The 17,374-nt window shown below is 39.4% G+C and carries 20 protein-coding genes; 7 read left to right on the plus strand and 13 right to left on the minus strand.

The genetic code is table 11. The annotated features are described in order from the left end of the window. Window positions 1-106: 106 nt before the first annotated feature. The 11 genes from fabG to RM553_RS14295 form a co-directional block, all read right to left on the minus strand. Window positions 107-853, minus strand: coding sequence for a 3-oxoacyl-[acyl-carrier-protein] reductase (fabG, locus tag RM553_RS14245; protein WP_311535613.1), 747 nt, complete (start codon window positions 851-853; stop codon window positions 107-109). A 138-nt stretch (window positions 854-991) separates the two neighbouring features. Next, window positions 992-1,867 (minus strand): succinate--CoA ligase subunit alpha, encoded by an 876-nt coding sequence (gene sucD / locus RM553_RS14250; protein ID WP_311535614.1) that lies wholly within the window; start codon window positions 1,865-1,867, stop codon window positions 992-994. Between the two features lie 176 nt (window positions 1,868-2,043). Next, complete coding sequence (locus tag RM553_RS14255) at window positions 2,044-3,738, minus strand: M56 family metallopeptidase (protein ID WP_311535615.1); 1,695 nt, start codon at window positions 3,736-3,738, stop codon at window positions 2,044-2,046. Then, window positions 3,735-4,106 carry a BlaI/MecI/CopY family transcriptional regulator gene (locus tag RM553_RS14260; RefSeq protein WP_311535616.1) on the minus strand — a complete coding sequence of 124 codons (372 nt, stop codon included), beginning with the start codon at window positions 4,104-4,106 and terminating at the stop codon, window positions 3,735-3,737. Before RM553_RS14260 ends, RM553_RS14255 begins: the two co-directional genes overlap by 4 nt. Window positions 4,107-4,245: 139 nt before the next feature. Beyond that, on the minus strand, window positions 4,246-4,614 hold the full coding sequence (locus tag RM553_RS14265) for a nuclear transport factor 2 family protein (RefSeq protein ID WP_311535617.1): 369 nt from the start codon (window positions 4,612-4,614) through the stop codon (window positions 4,246-4,248). Between the two features lie 5 nt (window positions 4,615-4,619). After that, the gene (locus RM553_RS14270; protein WP_311535618.1) at window positions 4,620-5,549 is read right to left on the minus strand and encodes a UDP-3-O-(3-hydroxymyristoyl)glucosamine N-acyltransferase; all 930 of its coding nucleotides are present in this window, start codon (window positions 5,547-5,549) and stop codon (window positions 4,620-4,622) included. Between the two features lie 263 nt (window positions 5,550-5,812). Continuing rightward, entirely contained in the window at window positions 5,813-6,379 is a 567-nt protein-coding gene (gene efp, locus RM553_RS14275; RefSeq protein ID WP_311535619.1) for an elongation factor P, read from the minus strand. A gap of 9 nt (window positions 6,380-6,388) precedes the next feature. After that, window positions 6,389-7,174: an acyl-ACP--UDP-N-acetylglucosamine O-acyltransferase gene (lpxA, locus tag RM553_RS14280; RefSeq protein ID WP_311535620.1), complete on the minus strand. Its 786-nt coding sequence runs from the start codon at window positions 7,172-7,174 to the stop codon at window positions 6,389-6,391. A gap of 8 nt (window positions 7,175-7,182) precedes the next feature. Beyond that, entirely contained in the window at window positions 7,183-8,583 is a 1,401-nt protein-coding gene (locus tag RM553_RS14285; protein WP_311535621.1) for a bifunctional UDP-3-O-[3-hydroxymyristoyl] N-acetylglucosamine deacetylase/3-hydroxyacyl-ACP dehydratase, read from the minus strand. Next, a complete protein-coding gene (gene lpxD, locus RM553_RS14290; RefSeq protein WP_311535622.1) occupies window positions 8,576-9,604 on the minus strand; it encodes a UDP-3-O-(3-hydroxymyristoyl)glucosamine N-acyltransferase in 1,029 nt (342 codons plus the stop codon). Before lpxD ends, RM553_RS14285 begins: the two co-directional genes overlap by 8 nt. A gap of 24 nt (window positions 9,605-9,628) precedes the next feature. Then, window positions 9,629-10,858 (minus strand): HD domain-containing protein, encoded by a 1,230-nt coding sequence (locus RM553_RS14295; RefSeq protein ID WP_311535623.1) that lies wholly within the window; start codon window positions 10,856-10,858, stop codon window positions 9,629-9,631. A gap of 101 nt (window positions 10,859-10,959) precedes the next feature. Here RM553_RS14295 and porX point away from each other — a divergent pair, with 101 nt between their 5' ends. The 6 genes from porX (at window position 10,960) to RM553_RS14325 (ending at window position 15,747) form a co-directional block, all read left to right on the plus strand. Beyond that, window positions 10,960-12,510, plus strand: a complete 1,551-nt coding sequence (gene porX / locus RM553_RS14300; protein WP_311535624.1) for a T9SS response regulator signal transducer PorX — start codon at window positions 10,960-10,962, stop codon at window positions 12,508-12,510. 134 nt (window positions 12,511-12,644) lie between these two features. Next, window positions 12,645-13,049: a tRNA (adenosine(37)-N6)-threonylcarbamoyltransferase complex ATPase subunit type 1 TsaE gene (gene tsaE / locus RM553_RS14305; protein ID WP_311535625.1), complete on the plus strand. Its 405-nt coding sequence runs from the start codon at window positions 12,645-12,647 to the stop codon at window positions 13,047-13,049. Between the two features lie 280 nt (window positions 13,050-13,329). After that, on the plus strand, window positions 13,330-13,476 hold the full coding sequence (locus RM553_RS14310; RefSeq protein WP_311535626.1) for a hypothetical protein: 147 nt from the start codon (window positions 13,330-13,332) through the stop codon (window positions 13,474-13,476). A 232-nt stretch (window positions 13,477-13,708) separates the two neighbouring features. Continuing rightward, window positions 13,709-14,020: a hypothetical protein gene (locus RM553_RS14315; protein WP_311535627.1), complete on the plus strand. Its 312-nt coding sequence runs from the start codon at window positions 13,709-13,711 to the stop codon at window positions 14,018-14,020. A gap of 64 nt (window positions 14,021-14,084) precedes the next feature. After that, window positions 14,085-15,284 carry an alanine dehydrogenase gene (locus RM553_RS14320; RefSeq protein ID WP_311535628.1) on the plus strand — a complete coding sequence of 400 codons (1,200 nt, stop codon included), beginning with the start codon at window positions 14,085-14,087 and terminating at the stop codon, window positions 15,282-15,284. A gap of 85 nt (window positions 15,285-15,369) precedes the next feature. Further along, entirely contained in the window at window positions 15,370-15,747 is a 378-nt protein-coding gene (locus RM553_RS14325) for a DUF4258 domain-containing protein (RefSeq protein ID WP_311535629.1), read from the plus strand. Window positions 15,748-15,981: 234 nt separating this feature from the next. Here RM553_RS14325 and bcp read toward each other — a convergent pair whose 3' ends face one another. After that, the gene (gene bcp / locus RM553_RS14330; RefSeq protein ID WP_311535630.1) at window positions 15,982-16,431 is read right to left on the minus strand and encodes a thioredoxin-dependent thiol peroxidase; all 450 of its coding nucleotides are present in this window, start codon (window positions 16,429-16,431) and stop codon (window positions 15,982-15,984) included. 30 nt (window positions 16,432-16,461) lie between these two features. On the opposite strand from bcp, the gene nth reads away from it, so the two are divergent. Next, window positions 16,462-17,127: an endonuclease III gene (gene nth / locus RM553_RS14335; RefSeq protein WP_311535631.1), complete on the plus strand. Its 666-nt coding sequence runs from the start codon at window positions 16,462-16,464 to the stop codon at window positions 17,125-17,127. Window positions 17,128-17,175: 48 nt separating this feature from the next. Here nth and RM553_RS14340 read toward each other — a convergent pair whose 3' ends face one another. Continuing rightward, window positions 17,176-17,328 (minus strand): hypothetical protein, encoded by a 153-nt coding sequence (locus RM553_RS14340; RefSeq protein WP_311535632.1) that lies wholly within the window; start codon window positions 17,326-17,328, stop codon window positions 17,176-17,178. Window positions 17,329-17,374: the final 46 nt, after the last annotated feature.

The raw sequence follows: 17,374 nt of genomic DNA on the forward strand, positions 1-17,374 counted from the left end.
TTATGAGTTCAAGAGCTTTTATTAGTTTTATTACATACTCTCACCTGCACTTTCTTCATTCCAGTTTTAAAAAAATTCGTACTTCAAACTTCTAAATTCACACTTCTTATGTTAGCATTCCGCCGTTTACATGAAGCACCTGGCCGGTAACATAAGTACTTAAATCGCTGCCAAGAAAAACACAGGCATTGGCGATATCTTCAGGAGTTCCTCCCCTTTTTAGAGGAATGGAATCCCTCCAGCCTTCAACTACTTTCTCATCCAGCCTGTCGGTCATTTCAGTTTCAATAAACCCGGGAGCAATAACGTTTGTACGAATATTTCGGGAACCCAGTTCCAGCGCCATAGATTTGGAGAAACCAATAATCCCTGCCTTGGAAGCCGCGTAATTGGCCTGCCCGGCATTTCCTTTTACCCCTACAACAGAACTCATATTAATAATACTTCCGTTTCGCTGCTTTAGCATGGTGCGCTGCACAGCTTTGGTCATATTAAAAATCGATTTCAAATTCACTTCAATCACGCGGTCAAAATCCTCTTCGCTCATACGCATAAGCAGGTTATCTTTGGTGATCCCGGCATTATTCACCAGCACATCTATAGAACCAAATTCCTCAACAACTTCTTTTATAAGTGACTGGGCTTCTTCAAAATTGGCCGCGTTAGATTTATAGCCTTTGGCTTTTACGCCCATTTCTGATAATTCCTTTTCCAGCTCTTCTGCAGCCTGGGCAGAAGAAGCATAGGTAAAGGCAACATTGGCGCCATGTTGTGCAAAAACTTTGGCAATACCTTTTCCAATCCCGCGGCTACCGCCGGTTACAATGGTATTTTTTCCTTCTAATAGTTTCATATATTAAAATAAATTAGGTGTAAGTCTTTATAATTTTCAAATATAGCAAAAGCTAGAGGGCATCAAATAAAAAATCCTTCTGAAAATGGCTATTCTGCCTTATTTCAGAAGGATTTGATATATAAAGTTTGAGTAAATCTATGCTTTTAGGACCTCTGCCACGGTTTTCCCGATTTCAGCAGGAGAATCTACCACATGAATTCCGTTTTCTTTAAGAATCGCCTTTTTAGCCTGTGCGGTATCTTCGCTTCCTCCAACAATGGCCCCGGCGTGTCCCATGGTTCTTCCCGCAGGAGCAGTTTCACCGGCAATAAAACCTACAACAGGCTTTTTATTGCCATTTTCCTTCACCCATTTCGCGGCATCGGCTTCCAGCTGGCCACCAATCTCGCCTATCATAACAATACATTCTGTTTCAGGATCGTTCATAAGCAATTCCACCGCTTCTTTGGTTGTGGTTCCAATAATAGGGTCTCCACCAATACCAATGGCCGTAGTAATTCCAAGCCCCTGCTTCACCACCTGGTCTGCCGCCTCATAAGTAAGCGTCCCCGATTTTGAAACGATGCCCACTTTCCCTTTTTTGAAAACGAAACCTGGCATAATTCCCACCTTGGCTTCTTCCGGGGTAATTACACCCGGACAGTTAGGACCAATTAAACGGCAGTCTTTATGTTTAATATATTCTGAAGCCTTTACCATATCGGCTACAGGAATTCCTTCGGTAATAGTGATAATTACCTTAATCCCCGCATCGGCAGCTTCCATAATAGCATCGGCAGCGAATGCCGGCGGAACAAAAATTATAGAAACATCTGCCCCGGTTTCCTTAACAGCTTCAGAAACTGTATTAAAAACGGGTTTATCCAGATGCTGGCTTCCGCCTTTCCCCGGAGTTACCCCGCCAACAACGTTAGTTCCATATTCTATCATTTGCCCTGCATGGAAAGTACCTTCGCTTCCGGTAAATCCCTGCACTATTATTTTCGAATCTTTATTTACTAAAACGCTCATAAATATGTATTGATTTTTGCGAATACAAAAGTAGGTTTTTAAAAATAAAGTTTAAAGCCTTTTAAGAAGTTTATTGGGGAAGCAGGCTCAAAACAGGATAGTTTCAAAGACTTTTTCAGTCATTAAAAACCATAAAAGATAAAGCCGGAAATTTTCCGGCCCTATTATTATAATTTTTATCTGATGGAATCCCGCACAATGCGGTAAATAGAATCTCTTCGCGTTTCCATTTCCCGCCGTCTTTGCTCAAATTGCGCTTTTCGTTCTTCCATTTGCGCACGCATTTCTTCGCTCCTGGCCTCCATTCTTTTTTCTAAATCTTTTTGCCTGGCCTTAACGTTCTCCTGGACAACCTCAAATTCCTGCTGGCGTTCCCGCATTTGCTCCTCTCTCTCCTTCATCTGGGCCATTCTCCTCTCCATCGTTTCCTGCAGGCGCGCGCTGTCCCGGGCATGCCGCAGATGCATGGCCCTGGAAACCTGATGATTAATATAAACACTGTCTGGCACAGGGGGTGCTGGCGGCGCGGGAGGTGTGGGAACATTGGCGTCTTCCATAGCTGGCGGTGGTGGCGGAGCGGGAAAATCTTCATGAGGCGGTTCCGGCGGTGGTGGTGGCAACAAGCTGCCGCCTTTAATTTTGGCAAATCTTGTCTTTAGATATTCCTCATTCAGCTTCTTTAAAAAAACCTTTTCAGCATTGGAAATCGAAATATTAAGATTTGCTTTACCAATCTCTTCTTCTGTCCAGCCTGCAGTAAGTTCATTAAGTTTTCTCCTGAAATTTTTCAAATTTGCTGCCTCGCCGTTTAGCATCACACTTTCTCCACTTATTAAAAGGGAAACCGATTTTCCTTTTTGCTGAATGGGGTTTGCAGGTAAGTTCTCTTCAGTATAAGGGATGAGAATTCCATCTGAAGCGTTTTTGACTTTAGCTGAAGGTTTTGCCACAATATCATTATTAAATAACAACAAACATAGGGCAATTACCGGCAGCAGAAGGCCTAACCTTGCCGCCATTCTTTTTCCTGAAAATGGTCTTGAAATCATAAGTATTCGTTTTTTGACCTGGCGGCCCGGCTTCTCAGTAAATATCCTTTTGCCGAAAATCGTCAGGCGGGTTAATGAATGATTAAATGCGCTCGACAAAGCATTGTGATGAGCATCTGCCGAGTAATTGAGCAATAGTTGAGAGTAATCAAGAATTTGATGGTTTTTGATGATCACACTTTCATCCGCAAGGAATTCATGATTCACCTCCATCGCTTTTTTGTACAAAAGGAACAGCGGATTAAACCAGAAAAAGACTTGCAGCAGTTCTACTAAAATGATATCCCAGGAATGCTTCTGCCGCACGTGGGCCTGCTCATGCTGCAAAATTTCAGGCGCGATTTTATCTTCTTCAAAATCTTTTTTATTCAGAAAAATATACTTTAAAAAAGAATGTGGCGCAGTTTTGTTCCGCAGTAAAACATTTACATATTTTCCTGTGGCCACTTTTTTATTTTTGCTGATTTTTTCCTTAAAGCAAAATAAATTCCGAAGAAACCTAAAGCCAAAAATTAAAAATCCTACCGTATAAATAGTCCATAACATGAATGGAAAGAATCCTGAGAAACCCGAGACAGATTGCTGAAAATTATCATTTTCGGGATGGCTTATAGAGCCGGCAGATGTTGCAGTTTCTGCTGTAACGGGTGTAAAATCGGTTTCATAAGAAATGGTAATGAGCGGGATGCAAAAAGATAATAAAAGCGAACCCAGAAGGTAAAGCCTTTTGAATTTGTGCATTTTCTCACTTTCCAGGGCTATTTTGTAAAATGAAAGCAGCAAAAGGAGACAAAGAGCCGATTTTAAAAGATAAATTATCATGCTTTCTTCTTTTTAATTTGTTCATCTATAAGCTGTCTCAAATCTTCCAGTTCCTCCTGGCTTAAGTTCGATTCCTTAGTGAAAAAAGAAGCAAATTGTGAGGCAGAATCATTAAAGAAGTTTTTGATCATCCCGTTTACCTGCTTCGAAAAATAGTCTTTTTTCCTAACCAGGGGAAAATATTCCCGTGACCTCCCGAACTGGACATAATCTATAAAATTCTTATCCTGCATACGTTTAAGCAAAGTTGCAACGGTAGTAGTAGCCGGTTTGGGTTCAGGATAAGCGGCAATAAGGTCCTTCATAAATGCTTTCTCCTTCTTCCAAAGGATTTGCATAAGTTGTTCTTCTGAATTAGAAAGCTGCATTGTTCTACAGAATTAGAATTTACTCTACAAATGTAGAATATTAATTTAATTCTACAAACATAGAACATGTTTTTTTAATTCATAAAAAAATCCCTGCCGGTTTTCAGCAGGGATTTTAAAGTGTTTCTGTAAAATACGGTTAATCAGCCAACTGGCTTATCTGGTGGCCGGTTTTCAGCTTATCATTTTCAAGTTCCCAGATTGCCATGAAATGCGCTAAAGGAATTTCTTCATCAGGATTTTCAATTGTGCTTACGTGATATGTAAAATTGATTACCACTTTTTCAGCTTCCTGAATAATATTTTTTACTTCAATACTCAGGGATTCGTAAGAGCCGGACATTTCTGCAGCAAAAGCCGCAATATCCTCGTAGCCCATAAGCCTGTGGCCAGTGCTACTGTTCCAGGATAATTCGGCATCAGGATGCAGGTAATCTGTAATTACATCAGGATCTGTATAAAAACATTCATAAAATTTTTCAATGATTTCTTTAGCCTGTTTACTCATATCTGCTATTTTATTTTCTCGATCAATTTAGGCAATTGTCGTAAAAGCGCCAACTCTTTTAATTTTGCACGGGATTCCATAGCCGGATTGCCCGTATAGATCTTTCCTTCTTTGGTAGATTTGGTAATTCCGGCCTGTCCCATTAACACGCCTCCTTTCTTTACCACAATTCCACTACGCATTCCCACCTGTCCCCAAACGGTGACTTCATCTTCAATAATTACAGCACCGGCAATTCCCACTTGTGAAGCGATAAGGCATTTTTTACCAACTACAGTATCGTGGCCAATCTGGATTAAATTGTCCAGTTTTGTACCCTCGCCTATGGTGGTATCACCACTCACGCCTTTGTCTATCGTACAATTGGCGCCAATATCCACATTGTCTTTGATCACTACACGGCCGCCAGATTTTAACTTATCAAAACCTTCGGGACGGTTTTTATAATAGAAAGCGTCTCCGCCTAAAACGCTACCAGAATGAATAGTGACATTATTACCAATAATGGTATTATCGTAAATACTAACATTGGCATGAATAAGGCAATTATCGCCAATTTCTACATTATTTCCAATGAATACATTTGGCTGAATAATGGTATTCTCCCCTATTTTAGCTGAAGAAGAAATACTTTTCTCTGACTTCTGAAAAGGCTTAAAATAATCGGTGAGTTTATTGAAATCCCGGAAAGGATCATCGGAAATCAATAAGGCCTTTCCTTCAGGACATTCCACCTCCTTATTGATAAGGATAACAGTTGCTGCGGAATTTAAAGCTTTGTCGTAATATTTTGGGTGGTCAACAAAGACGATATCACCCGGCGTCACCACATGGATTTCATTCATACCTTCCACCGGAAAATCTTCATCTCCTACAAATTTGCAGGAAAGTATGGTGGAAATCTGCTTAAGTGTATGTTTTTGCTGAAATTTCATATTAGAGAATGAAAGTTAGAGGTTAAAGGTTAGAGGTTTGAAGTTTAAAAAGTTTTAGGTTTCAAGATTCAGGTTTTTTAAATGCTACTGACTGGTAATGTGTTTGTGGATTTTAAAATTTTCATTCTTCATTTAGATTTTCGGAATATACCACCCCGGCCTGCGGCCAGCCCCTCCTTTCTAGGAGGGGAGCTTTTTCAGCTACTTTTCACGCTTCACTCCTTACTTCCAACTTCATTCTTCTTACCTCGTACTTCAAAAAGCTATTCTTTCATCCTTTCTTTGTACGTACCTTTTTCAGTTTCGATCTTGATCTTGTCCCCTTCATTTATAAAAAGCGGTACGTTAACTTCTGCTCCCGTCTCAACTGTTGCCGGTTTTGTGGCATTTGTCGCGGTATTTCCTTTTACGCCAGGCTCTGTGTGGGTTACTTCCAATACGACGCTTGCAGGCATTTCGGTTGAAAGCGGCGCGTTATCTTCAGTATTAATAAGAACGGAAAGGACTTCACCTTCTTTTAAAAGCTGCGGCATATCCAATGCATTTTCAGTTAACCGGATTTGCGTATAATCATCTACATGCATAAAATGATAAAATTCGCCATCCTGGTAAAGAAACTGGTATTTATGGGTTTCCACGCGAACATCTTCAATTTTATGTCCTGCGGAAAAAGTGTTATCCACAACCTTCCCGGTAGTCACACTCTTTAATTTAGTACGAACAAACGCAGGGCCTTTCCCCGGTTTTACATGAAGAAATTCAATAATCTTATAAATATCGTTATTGTAGCGGATACACAATCCTTTTCTGATATCACTAGTACTTGCCATCTTTATATTTTAATTTGAACTGAAGTATCCTTTCATGATACCTCTTTGTGAGTTTTTAATAAATTCAAGAATTTCGTCTCGTTCAGCGCTGGCCTGCATTTCTGCTTCAATGATGGCTACCGCCTGTGAATTATTATAATTTTTTTGGTAAAGGATACGGTAAATATCCTGTACTTCCCTGATCTTTTCCGTAGTAAACCCTCTTCTGCGTAAACCTATGGAATTGATCCCTACAAAAGAAAGTGGTTCCCGCCCGGCCTTTACATAAGGAGGCACATCCTTTCTAACCAGGGATCCCCCGGTAACAAATGCGTGGTTCCCTATGCTGCAAAATTGCTGTACAGCTGCCATTCCCGCAAGAATCACATGTTCCCCAACATTAATATGCCCGGCTAAAGTACTGTTATTTGAAAAAATACAATTATCGCCAACAATACAATCGTGGGCAATATGGCAATAAGCCATGATCCAGCAATTTTTTCCGATCACGGTTTTCATCCTGTCAGAAGTACCACGATTAATCGTCACACATTCCCGGATGGTGGTATTGTCACCAATCTCGGTAACTGTATCTTCATCGTTAAACTTCTTATCCTGTGGAATAGCCGAAATAACGGCACCAGGAAAAATATTACAATTTTTCCCAATCCTGGCTCCTTCCATTATAGTAACGTTAGAACCAATCCAGGTTCCCTCGCCAATTACAACATTATTGTGAATAGTTGTAAAAGGTTCTATGACCACATTCTTGGCGATCTTGGCACCCGGATGCACGTATGCTAAAGGTTGGTTCATAAATTCTTTTATTTTGATTTTACAATTTGTGCCATTAAAACAGCTTCGGTCGCAATTTTACCGTTAACATAGGCGTAGCCCTGCATCTGGCAAATCCCGCGGCGGATTGGAGCAAGCAGCTCAAGTTTGAAAATGAGCGTATCTCCCGGAACTACCTGTTGCTTAAACCGTACATTGTCTATTTTCATAAAATAGGTAAGGTAGTTTTCCGGGTCCGGTACAGATTTCAGGGCAAGAATTCCGCCGGTTTGTGCCATTGCTTCCACCTGGAGAACGCCGGGCATTACTGGTTTTCCCGGAAAATGTCCAACAAAAAATGGCTCGTTCATCGTCACATTCTTCATTCCCACCACTGCACTTTCTGTTAACTCATAAATTTTATCTACGAGTAAAAACGGAGAACGGTGAGGGAGCGTATTCATAATATCGATAACGTCCATCAAAGGCTTCTGGGAAAAATCAATTTTTGGAGCATTATTTCTTTTGGAGTCTTTGATTTTCTTTGCCAGCTTTTTCGCAAACTGCGTATTTACATGATGCCCAGGTTTGTTGGCTATTACCTTTCCCCTTATCCTTGTTCCCACAAGAGCAAGATCACCAAGAACATCCAGTAGTTTATGCCTGGCCGCCTCGTTGGGATAGTGAAGGGTAAGATTATCCAAAATTCCATTTGGTTTTACGGCAATTTTATCGCGCCTGAAAGCGGCACGTAACTTCTCCATTGTTTCCTCCCCAATTTCTTTATCTACATAAACAATGGCATTGTTAAGATCTCCTCCTTTTATAAGCCCATGTTCCAGCAAAGCTTCCAGTTCATGAAGAAAACTGAAGGTACGGGCGTTTGCTATTTCATCTTTAAATTCGCTTAAATGAGAAATGGATGCATTTTGGGTACCCAAAACTTTAGTCCCAAAATCAACCATTGTGGTAACTTGGTACTCTTCCGCAGGCATTACAATAATTTCACTCCCAGATTTTTCATCGTGATAACAAATTACCTCGTCTACCACATACTCTTCCCTTTCAGCAGCTTGTTCCACCACACCTGCTTTTTCCAGCGCCTCCACAAAGAATTTAGAGGAGCCATCCATAATAGGAGGTTCTGAAGCATTAAGCTCTATAATAAGATTGTCAATTTCAAGGCCTACACAGGCGGCCAATACATGTTCAGAAGTTTGTATGCTAACCCCGTTTTTTTCTAGATTGGTGCCTCGCTGGGTATTCACCACATAATTAACATCGGCCTCAATAACAGGGCTGCCTTCAAGATCTAACCGTTTAAAAACGAAACCGGTATTTTCTTCAGCCGGTTTAAAAGTAAGGGTTACCTCCTGCCCCGTATGCAGCCCCACACCATTAAGTGAAACTTCATTTTGAATGGTCTTTTGCTTTGACACCTTTTCAGCCATTATTTTTAAGTTTTTTTTCCAGTTGGTTTAGCTTATCTACCGTTTGAGATAAATTTTTGAAATGTATGTAAGATTTATTGTAATTGCTATATCCTATGGCCGGAGATCCCTGCAGCATTTCATCATCCTTAATATTACGCCCTACGCCAGATTGAGCCTGGATTTTCACGCGGTCCCCGATGTTTAGATGGCCGGAAATCCCTACCTGCCCGCCAATAAGGCAATTTTTTCCAATCTTGGTAGATCCCGCAATTCCTGTTTGGGCAGCGATGGCTGTGTTTTCTCCTATTTCCACATTATGGGCTATTTGTATCTGGTTATCTAGTTTGGCTCCTTTTCTAATAATTGTAGAGCCTAAAGTTGCCCGGTCTATGGTTGTTCCCGCACCAATATCTACATTTTCTTCTATAACAACATTTCCTATTTGTGGTACTTTACTGTAAACCCCGCTTTCATCAGGACTAAACCCAAAACCATCGGCTCCTATTACAGCCCCGCCATGTATAGCGCAGTTATTGCCGATAATAGTTTCAGAATAAACTTTAACACCGGCAAAAATAGTTACGTTATCCCCAATCTTCACATTATCACCTATATAGGAATTGGGGTAAACCTTCACGTTATCACCAATTTTCACGTTATCACCTATATACGAAAACGCCCCCAGATAAAGGTTCTCCCCGTATTTTGCATTTTCTGAAATGTAACTTGGTTGTTCTATTCCGCTTTTATTCAGCTTGATCTCATTATAATATGCCAGTAAGGTGGAAAAGGCTTTATAAGCATCTTTTACCTTAATCAAGGTGGTACTTACAGGCTGATCTACTTCAAAATCTTTATTTACGATAGTAATTGAAGCATTGGTCTTATATATATAGGAGGTATATTTTGGATTACTAAGGAAAGTAAGCGAACCTTCAGAACCTTCTTCGATTTTAGCCAATTCAGAAACCTCGGCTTCAGGATTCCCCTCAACTTCCCCTTCCAGTATCTCCGCTATTTGTGCTGCTGTAAACTTCATTCTGGCAAAAGTAAAAAAAATGCGCTAATCTTCAGACTTCGGATAACAGATATAATATTTTACCACGGTTTTGGATAAGGCTTTTAGATTTAATTGGTCTGAAACCTTAATAACATCATTAATTTTACCGTTTTTATGAAGAATATTTATGTTGTTTTGTTCTTTCTTGTATGCCAGATTGGTGATGGCTCCACTAAAAACAAAATATCCTGCTTCATGTTCTGAAAGCCCGTGCTTCTGCTGAAGCAAATTTATATGCTTTACGATTTTTTGAGGTGAAGGCTTCTTTTTCTTGATTTTCACCTTCAGCAGGTCCCTGTTTATGATCATGCTGCAAAGATTCCGCAGCACAAAATCGTCACATTTCACCCACTCCTTCATCGCGCAAACCACATCGTAATCGTCCAGGCGGGCGAATTCAGCAAGAACTTCTTTATTAAAGCTTTCCCTGGAAACCTTATTGTTAAGAAAATAGTTTAAAGCTGAACTACACTCAACTTTTTTTCCATCATCAATCAATTCCTTGGCTCTTCTTAAAACCCTTATAAGCAACTGCTCTGCCACCAGGCTGGTTTTATGTAAATAAACCTGCCAATACATAAGCCTTCTGGCAATAAGAAATTTTTCTACGGAATAAATGCCTTTTTCCTCCACTACCAGTTCATCATTTACCACGTTTAGCATGGTGATAAGGCGCTCACTGTTAATGTTTCCTTCCGCAGCACCAGTATAGAAACTATCCCGTCTCAGGTAATCCAGGCGGTCCATATCCATTTGGCTGGAGATTAGCTGGTTCATAAAAGGGCGCTCATACTCTCCTTTAAACATGCTGATGGCCAGCGTTAAACTTTGGTTAAAGTTATTATTGAGTTCCTCCATAAAAAGGAGCGAAATACATTCATGGTCTACCCCTTCCACTATACTATGTTCCATGGCGTGGGAAAACGGCCCGTGTCCAATATCATGTAATAAAATGGCAATTTGCAGGGCTTCCTCTTCTTCCTCAGAAATTTTAACTCCCTTGTATTTAAGTATCCGCACGGCTTTCTGCATTAAATGCAAACATCCCAGGGCATGATGAAAACGGGTATGGTGTGCTCCCGGATAAACTAAGTAAGACAATCCCATTTGGGAAATTCTGCGCAGGCGCTGAAAATACGGATGCTCAATAAGATCGAATATCCTCTGGCTGGGTAGCGTAATAAATCCGTAAATTGGATCGTTTAATATTTTGAGTTTAGTTTGTGAAGCCAAGCTATATATTTTAGTATTACAAATATACATATTGAAGCCTACAACAGGCATTGTTAAACCGAAAAGCCGCATCAGCACAAAAAGGCATAAAAGAAGACATAATGAACAATATCAAAATACTTTGGGTAGACGATGAAATAGATCTGCTAAAACCACATATAATTTTTCTTGAATCCAGGGACTATAAAGTTTCCACCTGCAAAAGTGGTACGGAAGCTTTAGAAAAATTGGAAGAAGAAACTTTTGATATAGTTTTTCTGGATGAAAACATGCCGGGACTTACCGGCCTCGAAACCTTATCTGAAATTAAAGAGAAAAGCGAGAATCTTCCTATTGTGATGATCACAAAAAGCGAAGAAGAATATATCATGGAAGAAGCTATTGGTTCTAAAATAGCCGATTACCTTATAAAGCCTGTAAATCCAAATCAGATTTTGCTGAGTATTAAAAAGAACCTGGACCTGTCCCGCCTGGTTTCAGAAAAAACCACTTCAAGCTATCAGCAGGAATTTAGAAAAATTGCCATGGATATGGGCCAGGTAAATTCTTTTGAAGAATGGGCTGAAATGTACCAGCGGCTTATCTATTGGGAATTACAGCTTGAAAATATTGAAGACAGCAGTATGGGAGAGATCCTCGAATCCCAGAAGCTGGAAGCCAATACACAGTTCTGCAAGTTTATTGATAAAAATTACGCTTCCTGGTTTACCCAAGATGTAGAAGCGCCTATAATGTCTCATACCCTTTTTAAAAGAAAAGTAGTACCGGAACTTAACAAGGACCAGCCCACTTTACTTGTTGTGGTGGATAATCTAAGGTATGACCAGTGGAAAGCTTTTGAACCCATCGTGAGCAATTTTTATAAGAAAGAAAAAGAAGTACCGTATTACAGTATTCTCCCCACGGCCACACAATATGCCCGCAATGCTATATTTTCTGGCCTTATGCCAGGAGATATGGAAAAGCTTTTCCCCAAGTACTGGAAAAATGATACCGATGAAGGTGGTAAAAACAATTTTGAGGAAAATTTCTTACACGAGCAGATGAAGAGGCTGGGACTAGATTTTAAATATGAATATCATAAAATAAGCAGTTTAAAGGCAGGAAAAAAGCTCGTAGATAATTTCAGGTCCCAGAAGAACAATGACTTAACGGTGGTGGTTTACAACTTTGTGGACATGCTTTCCCATTCAAAAACCGAAATGGAAGTAATAAAGGAATTGGCCTCCAATGATAAATCCTACCGCTCCCTTACGCAAAGCTGGTTCAAGAATTCCCCGCTGCTGGAGATCATCCAGCAGGCACAACAGATGGGGTTTAAATTAATTATCACTACAGATCATGGTACTATTAACGTTAAAAATCCTTCGAAGGTAATAGGAGACAAAGACACGAGTTTAAATTTAAGGTATAAAACAGGCAAGAGCCTTACCTATGAAGATAAAGATGTGCTGGCTGCTGCTAACCCTAAAAGCATCCATTTACCTACCCTTACCATGAGCAGCTCGTTTATTTTTGCCAAAGGAGACCTCTTTTTTGCTTACCCCAACAATTATAATCACTATGTAAGTTATTACCGAAATACTTATCAGCATGGCGGTGTTTCTTTGGAAGAAATGATAATCCCCTACATAATTTTATCCCCAAAATAGCAAAACATCGATAAAGAGTAGTATTTTATCGATAAAATACATTAAGTAAACCAGCCTAGTTAACTGATATTCAGAAGCCTGTAATTTATAAGGATAAATTACTTACCTTTACAATCCCTAAATCTGAATATTAAATGTCGTTAACCTACGATCTGGACCAAATGGATATGGCCGTACACTATATTCTCAGTCATACTAAAAGCAGAACCCTGCTTTTTTATGGTGAGATGGGTGCCGGTAAAACTACACTTATTAATGCTCTTGCCCGTGAACTGGGTGTTGAAGAGCCTGCCTCCAGTCCTACTTTTTCTTTAGTTAACGAATATCATTCTCAGGAGGGCACCATTTTTCATTTTGATTTTTACCGTATAGAATCTGAAGCCGAGGCTTTAGATATGGGCATTGAAGATTATTTTAATACCGAAGCCTGGAAATTCGTGGAATGGCCTCAAAAAATTCAAAATCTTTTACCTCAGGATGTCCAAAAGGTGGAAATCACGGTCAAAAATGAATACAAGAGATTGTTAAAATTATGTTAAAAATCCTAGAAAAAAAGAAAAATTAGCCAAAATCGAGTTGTAAGAAAAATTGGACAAATAAATATTTCGAGTTAAGCTCGTAGAATATTTTTTGACAACTAAACGAAAATTCAAATATGTTTACCTTACTTTTGAAAAGTAAATTTTTCAGAAAGAAGGATTTTTTTGCTTAAAAAAAGGCTGCAAAGGTACGATTAATATATTTAGCGGCAGGGTTTTATGTTTTTTATAGGTTTGTATCAGAAACAAAACGAAATACCAATCTTTAAAAAACACAAATATGAAAATCAAAGCAGTATTATTCGCAGCAGCAATTTTTGGAGCAAGCTTTTTTGTAACTTCAACTACTGATAATAACCATGATAAAGAAATCATCAAAAAGCAAGCAGTCGACAAAAGGACGATCAGGATTCCTATTAACGGGTAGTTTTCTTGCTTTAGTCATAGCATTTTCACCATATATTTTTTATTTATATGAAATTTTCCCAGACGGACCTGTCTGGGAAAATTCTTTTTTTACCTATGAAAGCAAATATTATCTTAATGTAGCCACAGCTGCCTGGACATATTTAGGTAAAATAACACCATTAATACTTCTTCTTATATGGTTTTTTACCTGTAAGCACTGGTGGTATCATACTATACTTATTCCCATATCAATGTATGGTTATCAACTTTTTACTGGTTTTTATCAGGATGCTTATCTTCAGGAAATTGCTTTTATGGATACTAACCAGTTAGTTTATCTTGCCCCATTCTTTATTATTATTTTAGGTATTGTTTATTTGGTTCGGGTGAAAATTTTTGATCGCATCTATGGCCTGGAAGATATAGGTGAACTCGAAGAAACAGATGTTTCTGTTTTCTCCAATATTTCTGACCGGGACAGAAAAGAGATTAAATCTTTCCGAGAGGAGGATGAAGCTCAAAATGAAGAAATGATCCTCGAGGATTATTACCGCAAACTCTGATTACTGCTTCTTCTTATTTATTTTCCTAAATTAGTCGTACTTTAATTCTCATAGCAAAAGCAGTATGGCGAAACAGGTATCTCCTTTTACCAAAGAACAACTTATTCCGCAGGAGGAAACTCTTGAAATTCATAAAAATAAGGGGGAGCTTTTTATAGGTATTCCCAAAGAAACTTCTTACCAGGAAAAAAGGGTATGCCTTAGCCCCGATGCCGTAGCCGCTATTACATCCAACGGCCACAGGGTCTTAATAGAATCGGACGCCGGGAAATGGGGGCGGTTTAGTGACCGCGATTACAGCAATGCCGGCGCTGAAGTTACCAGGGACACCAGGAAAGTTTTTTCCTGCCCTACCATCTTAAAGATTGAACCACCTTCTATGGAAGAGCTGGAAATGATTAATCCGCAAACGGTTTTAATCTCTGCCCTTCAGCTAAAAACCCAATGCAAGGAATACTTCCAGAAATTAGCCTCCAAAAGAATAACCGCTCTCGGCTTTGAATTTATCCGGGATGAAGATGGCTCCTATCCTATCGTAAAAGCACTGAGTGAAATTGCCGGTACGGCTTCCGTGCTCATTGCTTCAGAAATTATGAGCAACCATGCAAAAGGAAACGGACTCATGTTTGGCAATATTAGCGGGGTTCCACCGGTAGAAGTGGTGATTTTGGGCGCCGGGACGGTGGGAGAATTCGCCACCCGTTCTGCCCTGGGACTGGGAGCAAATGTAAAAGTTTTTGACAGTTCCCTTACCAGGTTAAGGAGTATCCAGTCTAATTTAGGCCAGACCTTTTATACTTCCACTATTCAACCTAAAAATTTAAGTAAAGCGATTAAAAGATGTGATGTCCTGATTGGCGCGGTAAGAGGTAAAAACCGTTCTCCTGTTTTGATCACTGAAGACATGGTCTCTTCTATGAAGCGTGGCGCGGTAATAATAGACGTTAGCATAGACATGGGCGGCTGCGTGGAAACCAGCGAAATCACCTCTCATGATAATCCTATATTTGAAAGACATAACGTGATCCATTATTGCGTGCCCAATATCCCTTCAAGGTACGCGCGAACTTCTTCGCTTTCCATCAGCAATATCTTTACTCCCTACCTGCTTCATATTGCAGAAGAAGGAGGGCTGGAAAACACGCTGCATTTTGACAAAGGCCTGAGAAGCGGACTCTATTTTTACCACGGAATACTTACCAACAAGTCTATTGCCGATTGGTTCGATTTAAACTACCGTGATATCAATCTCCTTATTTTTTAAGATCTGCAGCTTTTTCAACTTTATTAACTTGTACTTTAGCTTCTGAAAAGAGTTTGATACTTTTGCCGTTATTCAAAAATCATCAATGAAATTAATCCATAGGACAGCATATTTTGGCTTTGGACTCACACTTGGTGTGATTTTTTTAATTTTCTTCCTTGGCGGAAAAAAAACTTCCTGCAGTTATTTTCCAAATGCCCGGGTCCTTAAAAATATCAGGGCGAATAAATGGTCATTTTCAGAAGAAGCTCTTAATTCCTTCAGAAATAAGGAAATTGACACGGCTGTGGTATCTGTTATTCTTCAAAATGGCGATGTGGATTTTGGAAAAAGCGAAACGCAGCGGGAACCCTGCCGCATTTATTATATTTCCGGTAAATCACAGGATTTGAAAACTCTGGAACTACAGGTAGAAAACTGTGATAGCACAGCAACAATCCTGGATGTAAAGCTGAAGAAGTGAAGAGTGGTAAAAGTCGTTAGTTGTCGGTTGTGAGTTGTGGATTATATAACCATCTGCTGAAGACAATTGACAATCCTTACAGCCTGAATCCTACAAAATTGAATCTTCCCGTTTTCAGGTGTTTCTATAAATATTAGTGAATTCGTGGAAGACAGGAATCCGGCTTCCATCATCTTCACCACGAATCCACTAACTACAAATTGTTAGCCACGATATATCACTACTACTGCCGGGTTATAAAATTTGTGCAGAATGTTCCTTGGTTTTTACTTTCTGGATCACTTCTTCAATTTTACCATTTTCATCTATAACAAAAGTTGTTCGGTGAATCCCTTCATATTCCTTTCCCATAAAATTCTTCGGCCCCCAAACACCATAAGCATTAATCACCTCCTTATCTTCATCTGCAAGTAAAGGGAAAGGTAGTTCATATTTATTTTTAAAATTCTGCTGCCTCTTTTTAGAATCGGCACTCACGCCAAGAATCGTATAACCGTTTTCCTTAAATTTTTCCCAGTTATCCCTAAGATTACAGGCTTCTGCGGTACATCCAGGCGTGCTTGCTTTCGGATAGAAAAACAGCACCAGTTTCCTACCTTCAAAATCCGAAAGCTGGATTTTATTTCCATCCTGATCTTCTGCTGAAAATTCGGGAGCTTTATCTCCTGCTTTTAATGTTGTCATAATTTCTATTTTTGCCTAAAATTAAACAATATGAACAAACAGCAAAAGGTAGAATTCGTTATAAAAACACTTAATGAGATTTATCCTGAAGTTCCCATTCCCCTGGATCATAAAGACCCCTACACTTTATTGATTGCTGTTTTGCTTTCAGCACAGAGCACAGACGTGAAGGTCAATCAAATAACTCCGCTGCTGTTTGAAGTCGCAGATACACCTTATAAAATGGTAAAACTTTCCGTAGAAGAAATAAAAGATATTATCAAACCCTGCGGACTTTCTCCCATGAAATCTAAAGGTATCCACGGATTATCTGAAATTCTTATTGAAAAATACAATGGCGAAGTTCCTGCGGATTTTGAAGCCCTGGAATCGCTTCCTGCTGTGGGGCATAAAACCGCCAGCGTGGTCATGTCCCAGGCCTTTGGTGTGCCTGCTTTTCCTGTAGACACCCATATCCACCGGCTTATGTACCGCTGGAACCTAAGCAACGGAAAGAATGTTGTCCAAACCGAAAAAGACGCGAAAAGGCTTTTCCCAAAGGACCTTTGGAATAAATTGCACCTGCAGATTATTTGGTACGGAAGACAATATTCACCAGCAAGGGGCTGGAACCTGGAAAAGGATATTATCACCAAAACCGTGGGAAGAAAAAGCGTTCTTGATGAGTATTATAAAAAAGCCGGTAAGAAAAAGTAGGAATAAAAAAAAGACCTGTCGGCTAATAAACAGGCCTTTTTGCACATTTCAATTAAGAAGTAAATTATACTTCCTAATTTTTCCATCTATCACACTTAAAGCTTTTGAATAGTTTAAAAGAAAATCTATGGTTTCTTTTTTCGGCTTTAAATTTTTCAGGTTCTCTTCTGCTGAAGATCTTTTAAAGTAAATTTTCCCCATTTAAAAATTTTTTGCGTTTGGTTTTTAATAAAACGCTTTTTAAACA

Origin of the sequence: Autumnicola tepida, from assembly GCF_031846485.1 — a bacterium.
In the GTDB taxonomy this organism is placed as follows: domain Bacteria; phylum Bacteroidota; class Bacteroidia; order Flavobacteriales; family Flavobacteriaceae; genus Autumnicola; species Autumnicola tepida.

Coding starts and splice junctions, on each gene's coding strand:
- fabG (WP_311535613.1), bottom strand. CDS start 853: ATGAAACTATTAGAAGGAAAAAATACCATTGTAACCGGCGGTAGCCGC.
- sucD (WP_311535614.1), bottom strand. CDS start 1,867: ATGAGCGTTTTAGTAAATAAAGATTCGAAAATAATAGTGCAGGGATTT.
- RM553_RS14255 (WP_311535615.1), bottom strand. CDS start 3,738: ATGATAATTTATCTTTTAAAATCGGCTCTTTGTCTCCTTTTGCTGCTT.
- RM553_RS14260 (WP_311535616.1), bottom strand. CDS start 4,106: ATGCAGCTTTCTAATTCAGAAGAACAACTTATGCAAATCCTTTGGAAG.
- RM553_RS14265 (WP_311535617.1), bottom strand. CDS start 4,614: ATGAGTAAACAGGCTAAAGAAATCATTGAAAAATTTTATGAATGTTTT.
- RM553_RS14270 (WP_311535618.1), bottom strand. CDS start 5,549: ATGAAATTTCAGCAAAAACATACACTTAAGCAGATTTCCACCATACTT.
- efp (WP_311535619.1), bottom strand. CDS start 6,379: ATGGCAAGTACTAGTGATATCAGAAAAGGATTGTGTATCCGCTACAAT.
- lpxA (WP_311535620.1), bottom strand. CDS start 7,174: ATGAACCAACCTTTAGCATACGTGCATCCGGGTGCCAAGATCGCCAAG.
- RM553_RS14285 (WP_311535621.1), bottom strand. CDS start 8,583: ATGGCTGAAAAGGTGTCAAAGCAAAAGACCATTCAAAATGAAGTTTCA.
- lpxD (WP_311535622.1), bottom strand. CDS start 9,604: ATGAAGTTTACAGCAGCACAAATAGCGGAGATACTGGAAGGGGAAGTT.
- porX (WP_311535624.1), top strand. CDS start 10,960: ATGAACAATATCAAAATACTTTGGGTAGACGATGAAATAGATCTGCTA.
- tsaE (WP_311535625.1), top strand. CDS start 12,645: ATGTCGTTAACCTACGATCTGGACCAAATGGATATGGCCGTACACTAT.
- RM553_RS14310 (WP_311535626.1), top strand. CDS start 13,330: ATGAAAATCAAAGCAGTATTATTCGCAGCAGCAATTTTTGGAGCAAGC.
- RM553_RS14315 (WP_311535627.1), top strand. CDS start 13,709: ATGTATGGTTATCAACTTTTTACTGGTTTTTATCAGGATGCTTATCTT.
- RM553_RS14320 (WP_311535628.1), top strand. CDS start 14,085: ATGGCGAAACAGGTATCTCCTTTTACCAAAGAACAACTTATTCCGCAG.
- RM553_RS14325 (WP_311535629.1), top strand. CDS start 15,370: ATGAAATTAATCCATAGGACAGCATATTTTGGCTTTGGACTCACACTT.
- bcp (WP_311535630.1), bottom strand. CDS start 16,431: ATGACAACATTAAAAGCAGGAGATAAAGCTCCCGAATTTTCAGCAGAA.
- nth (WP_311535631.1), top strand. CDS start 16,462: ATGAACAAACAGCAAAAGGTAGAATTCGTTATAAAAACACTTAATGAG.
- RM553_RS14340 (WP_311535632.1), bottom strand. CDS start 17,328: ATGGGGAAAATTTACTTTAAAAGATCTTCAGCAGAAGAGAACCTGAAA.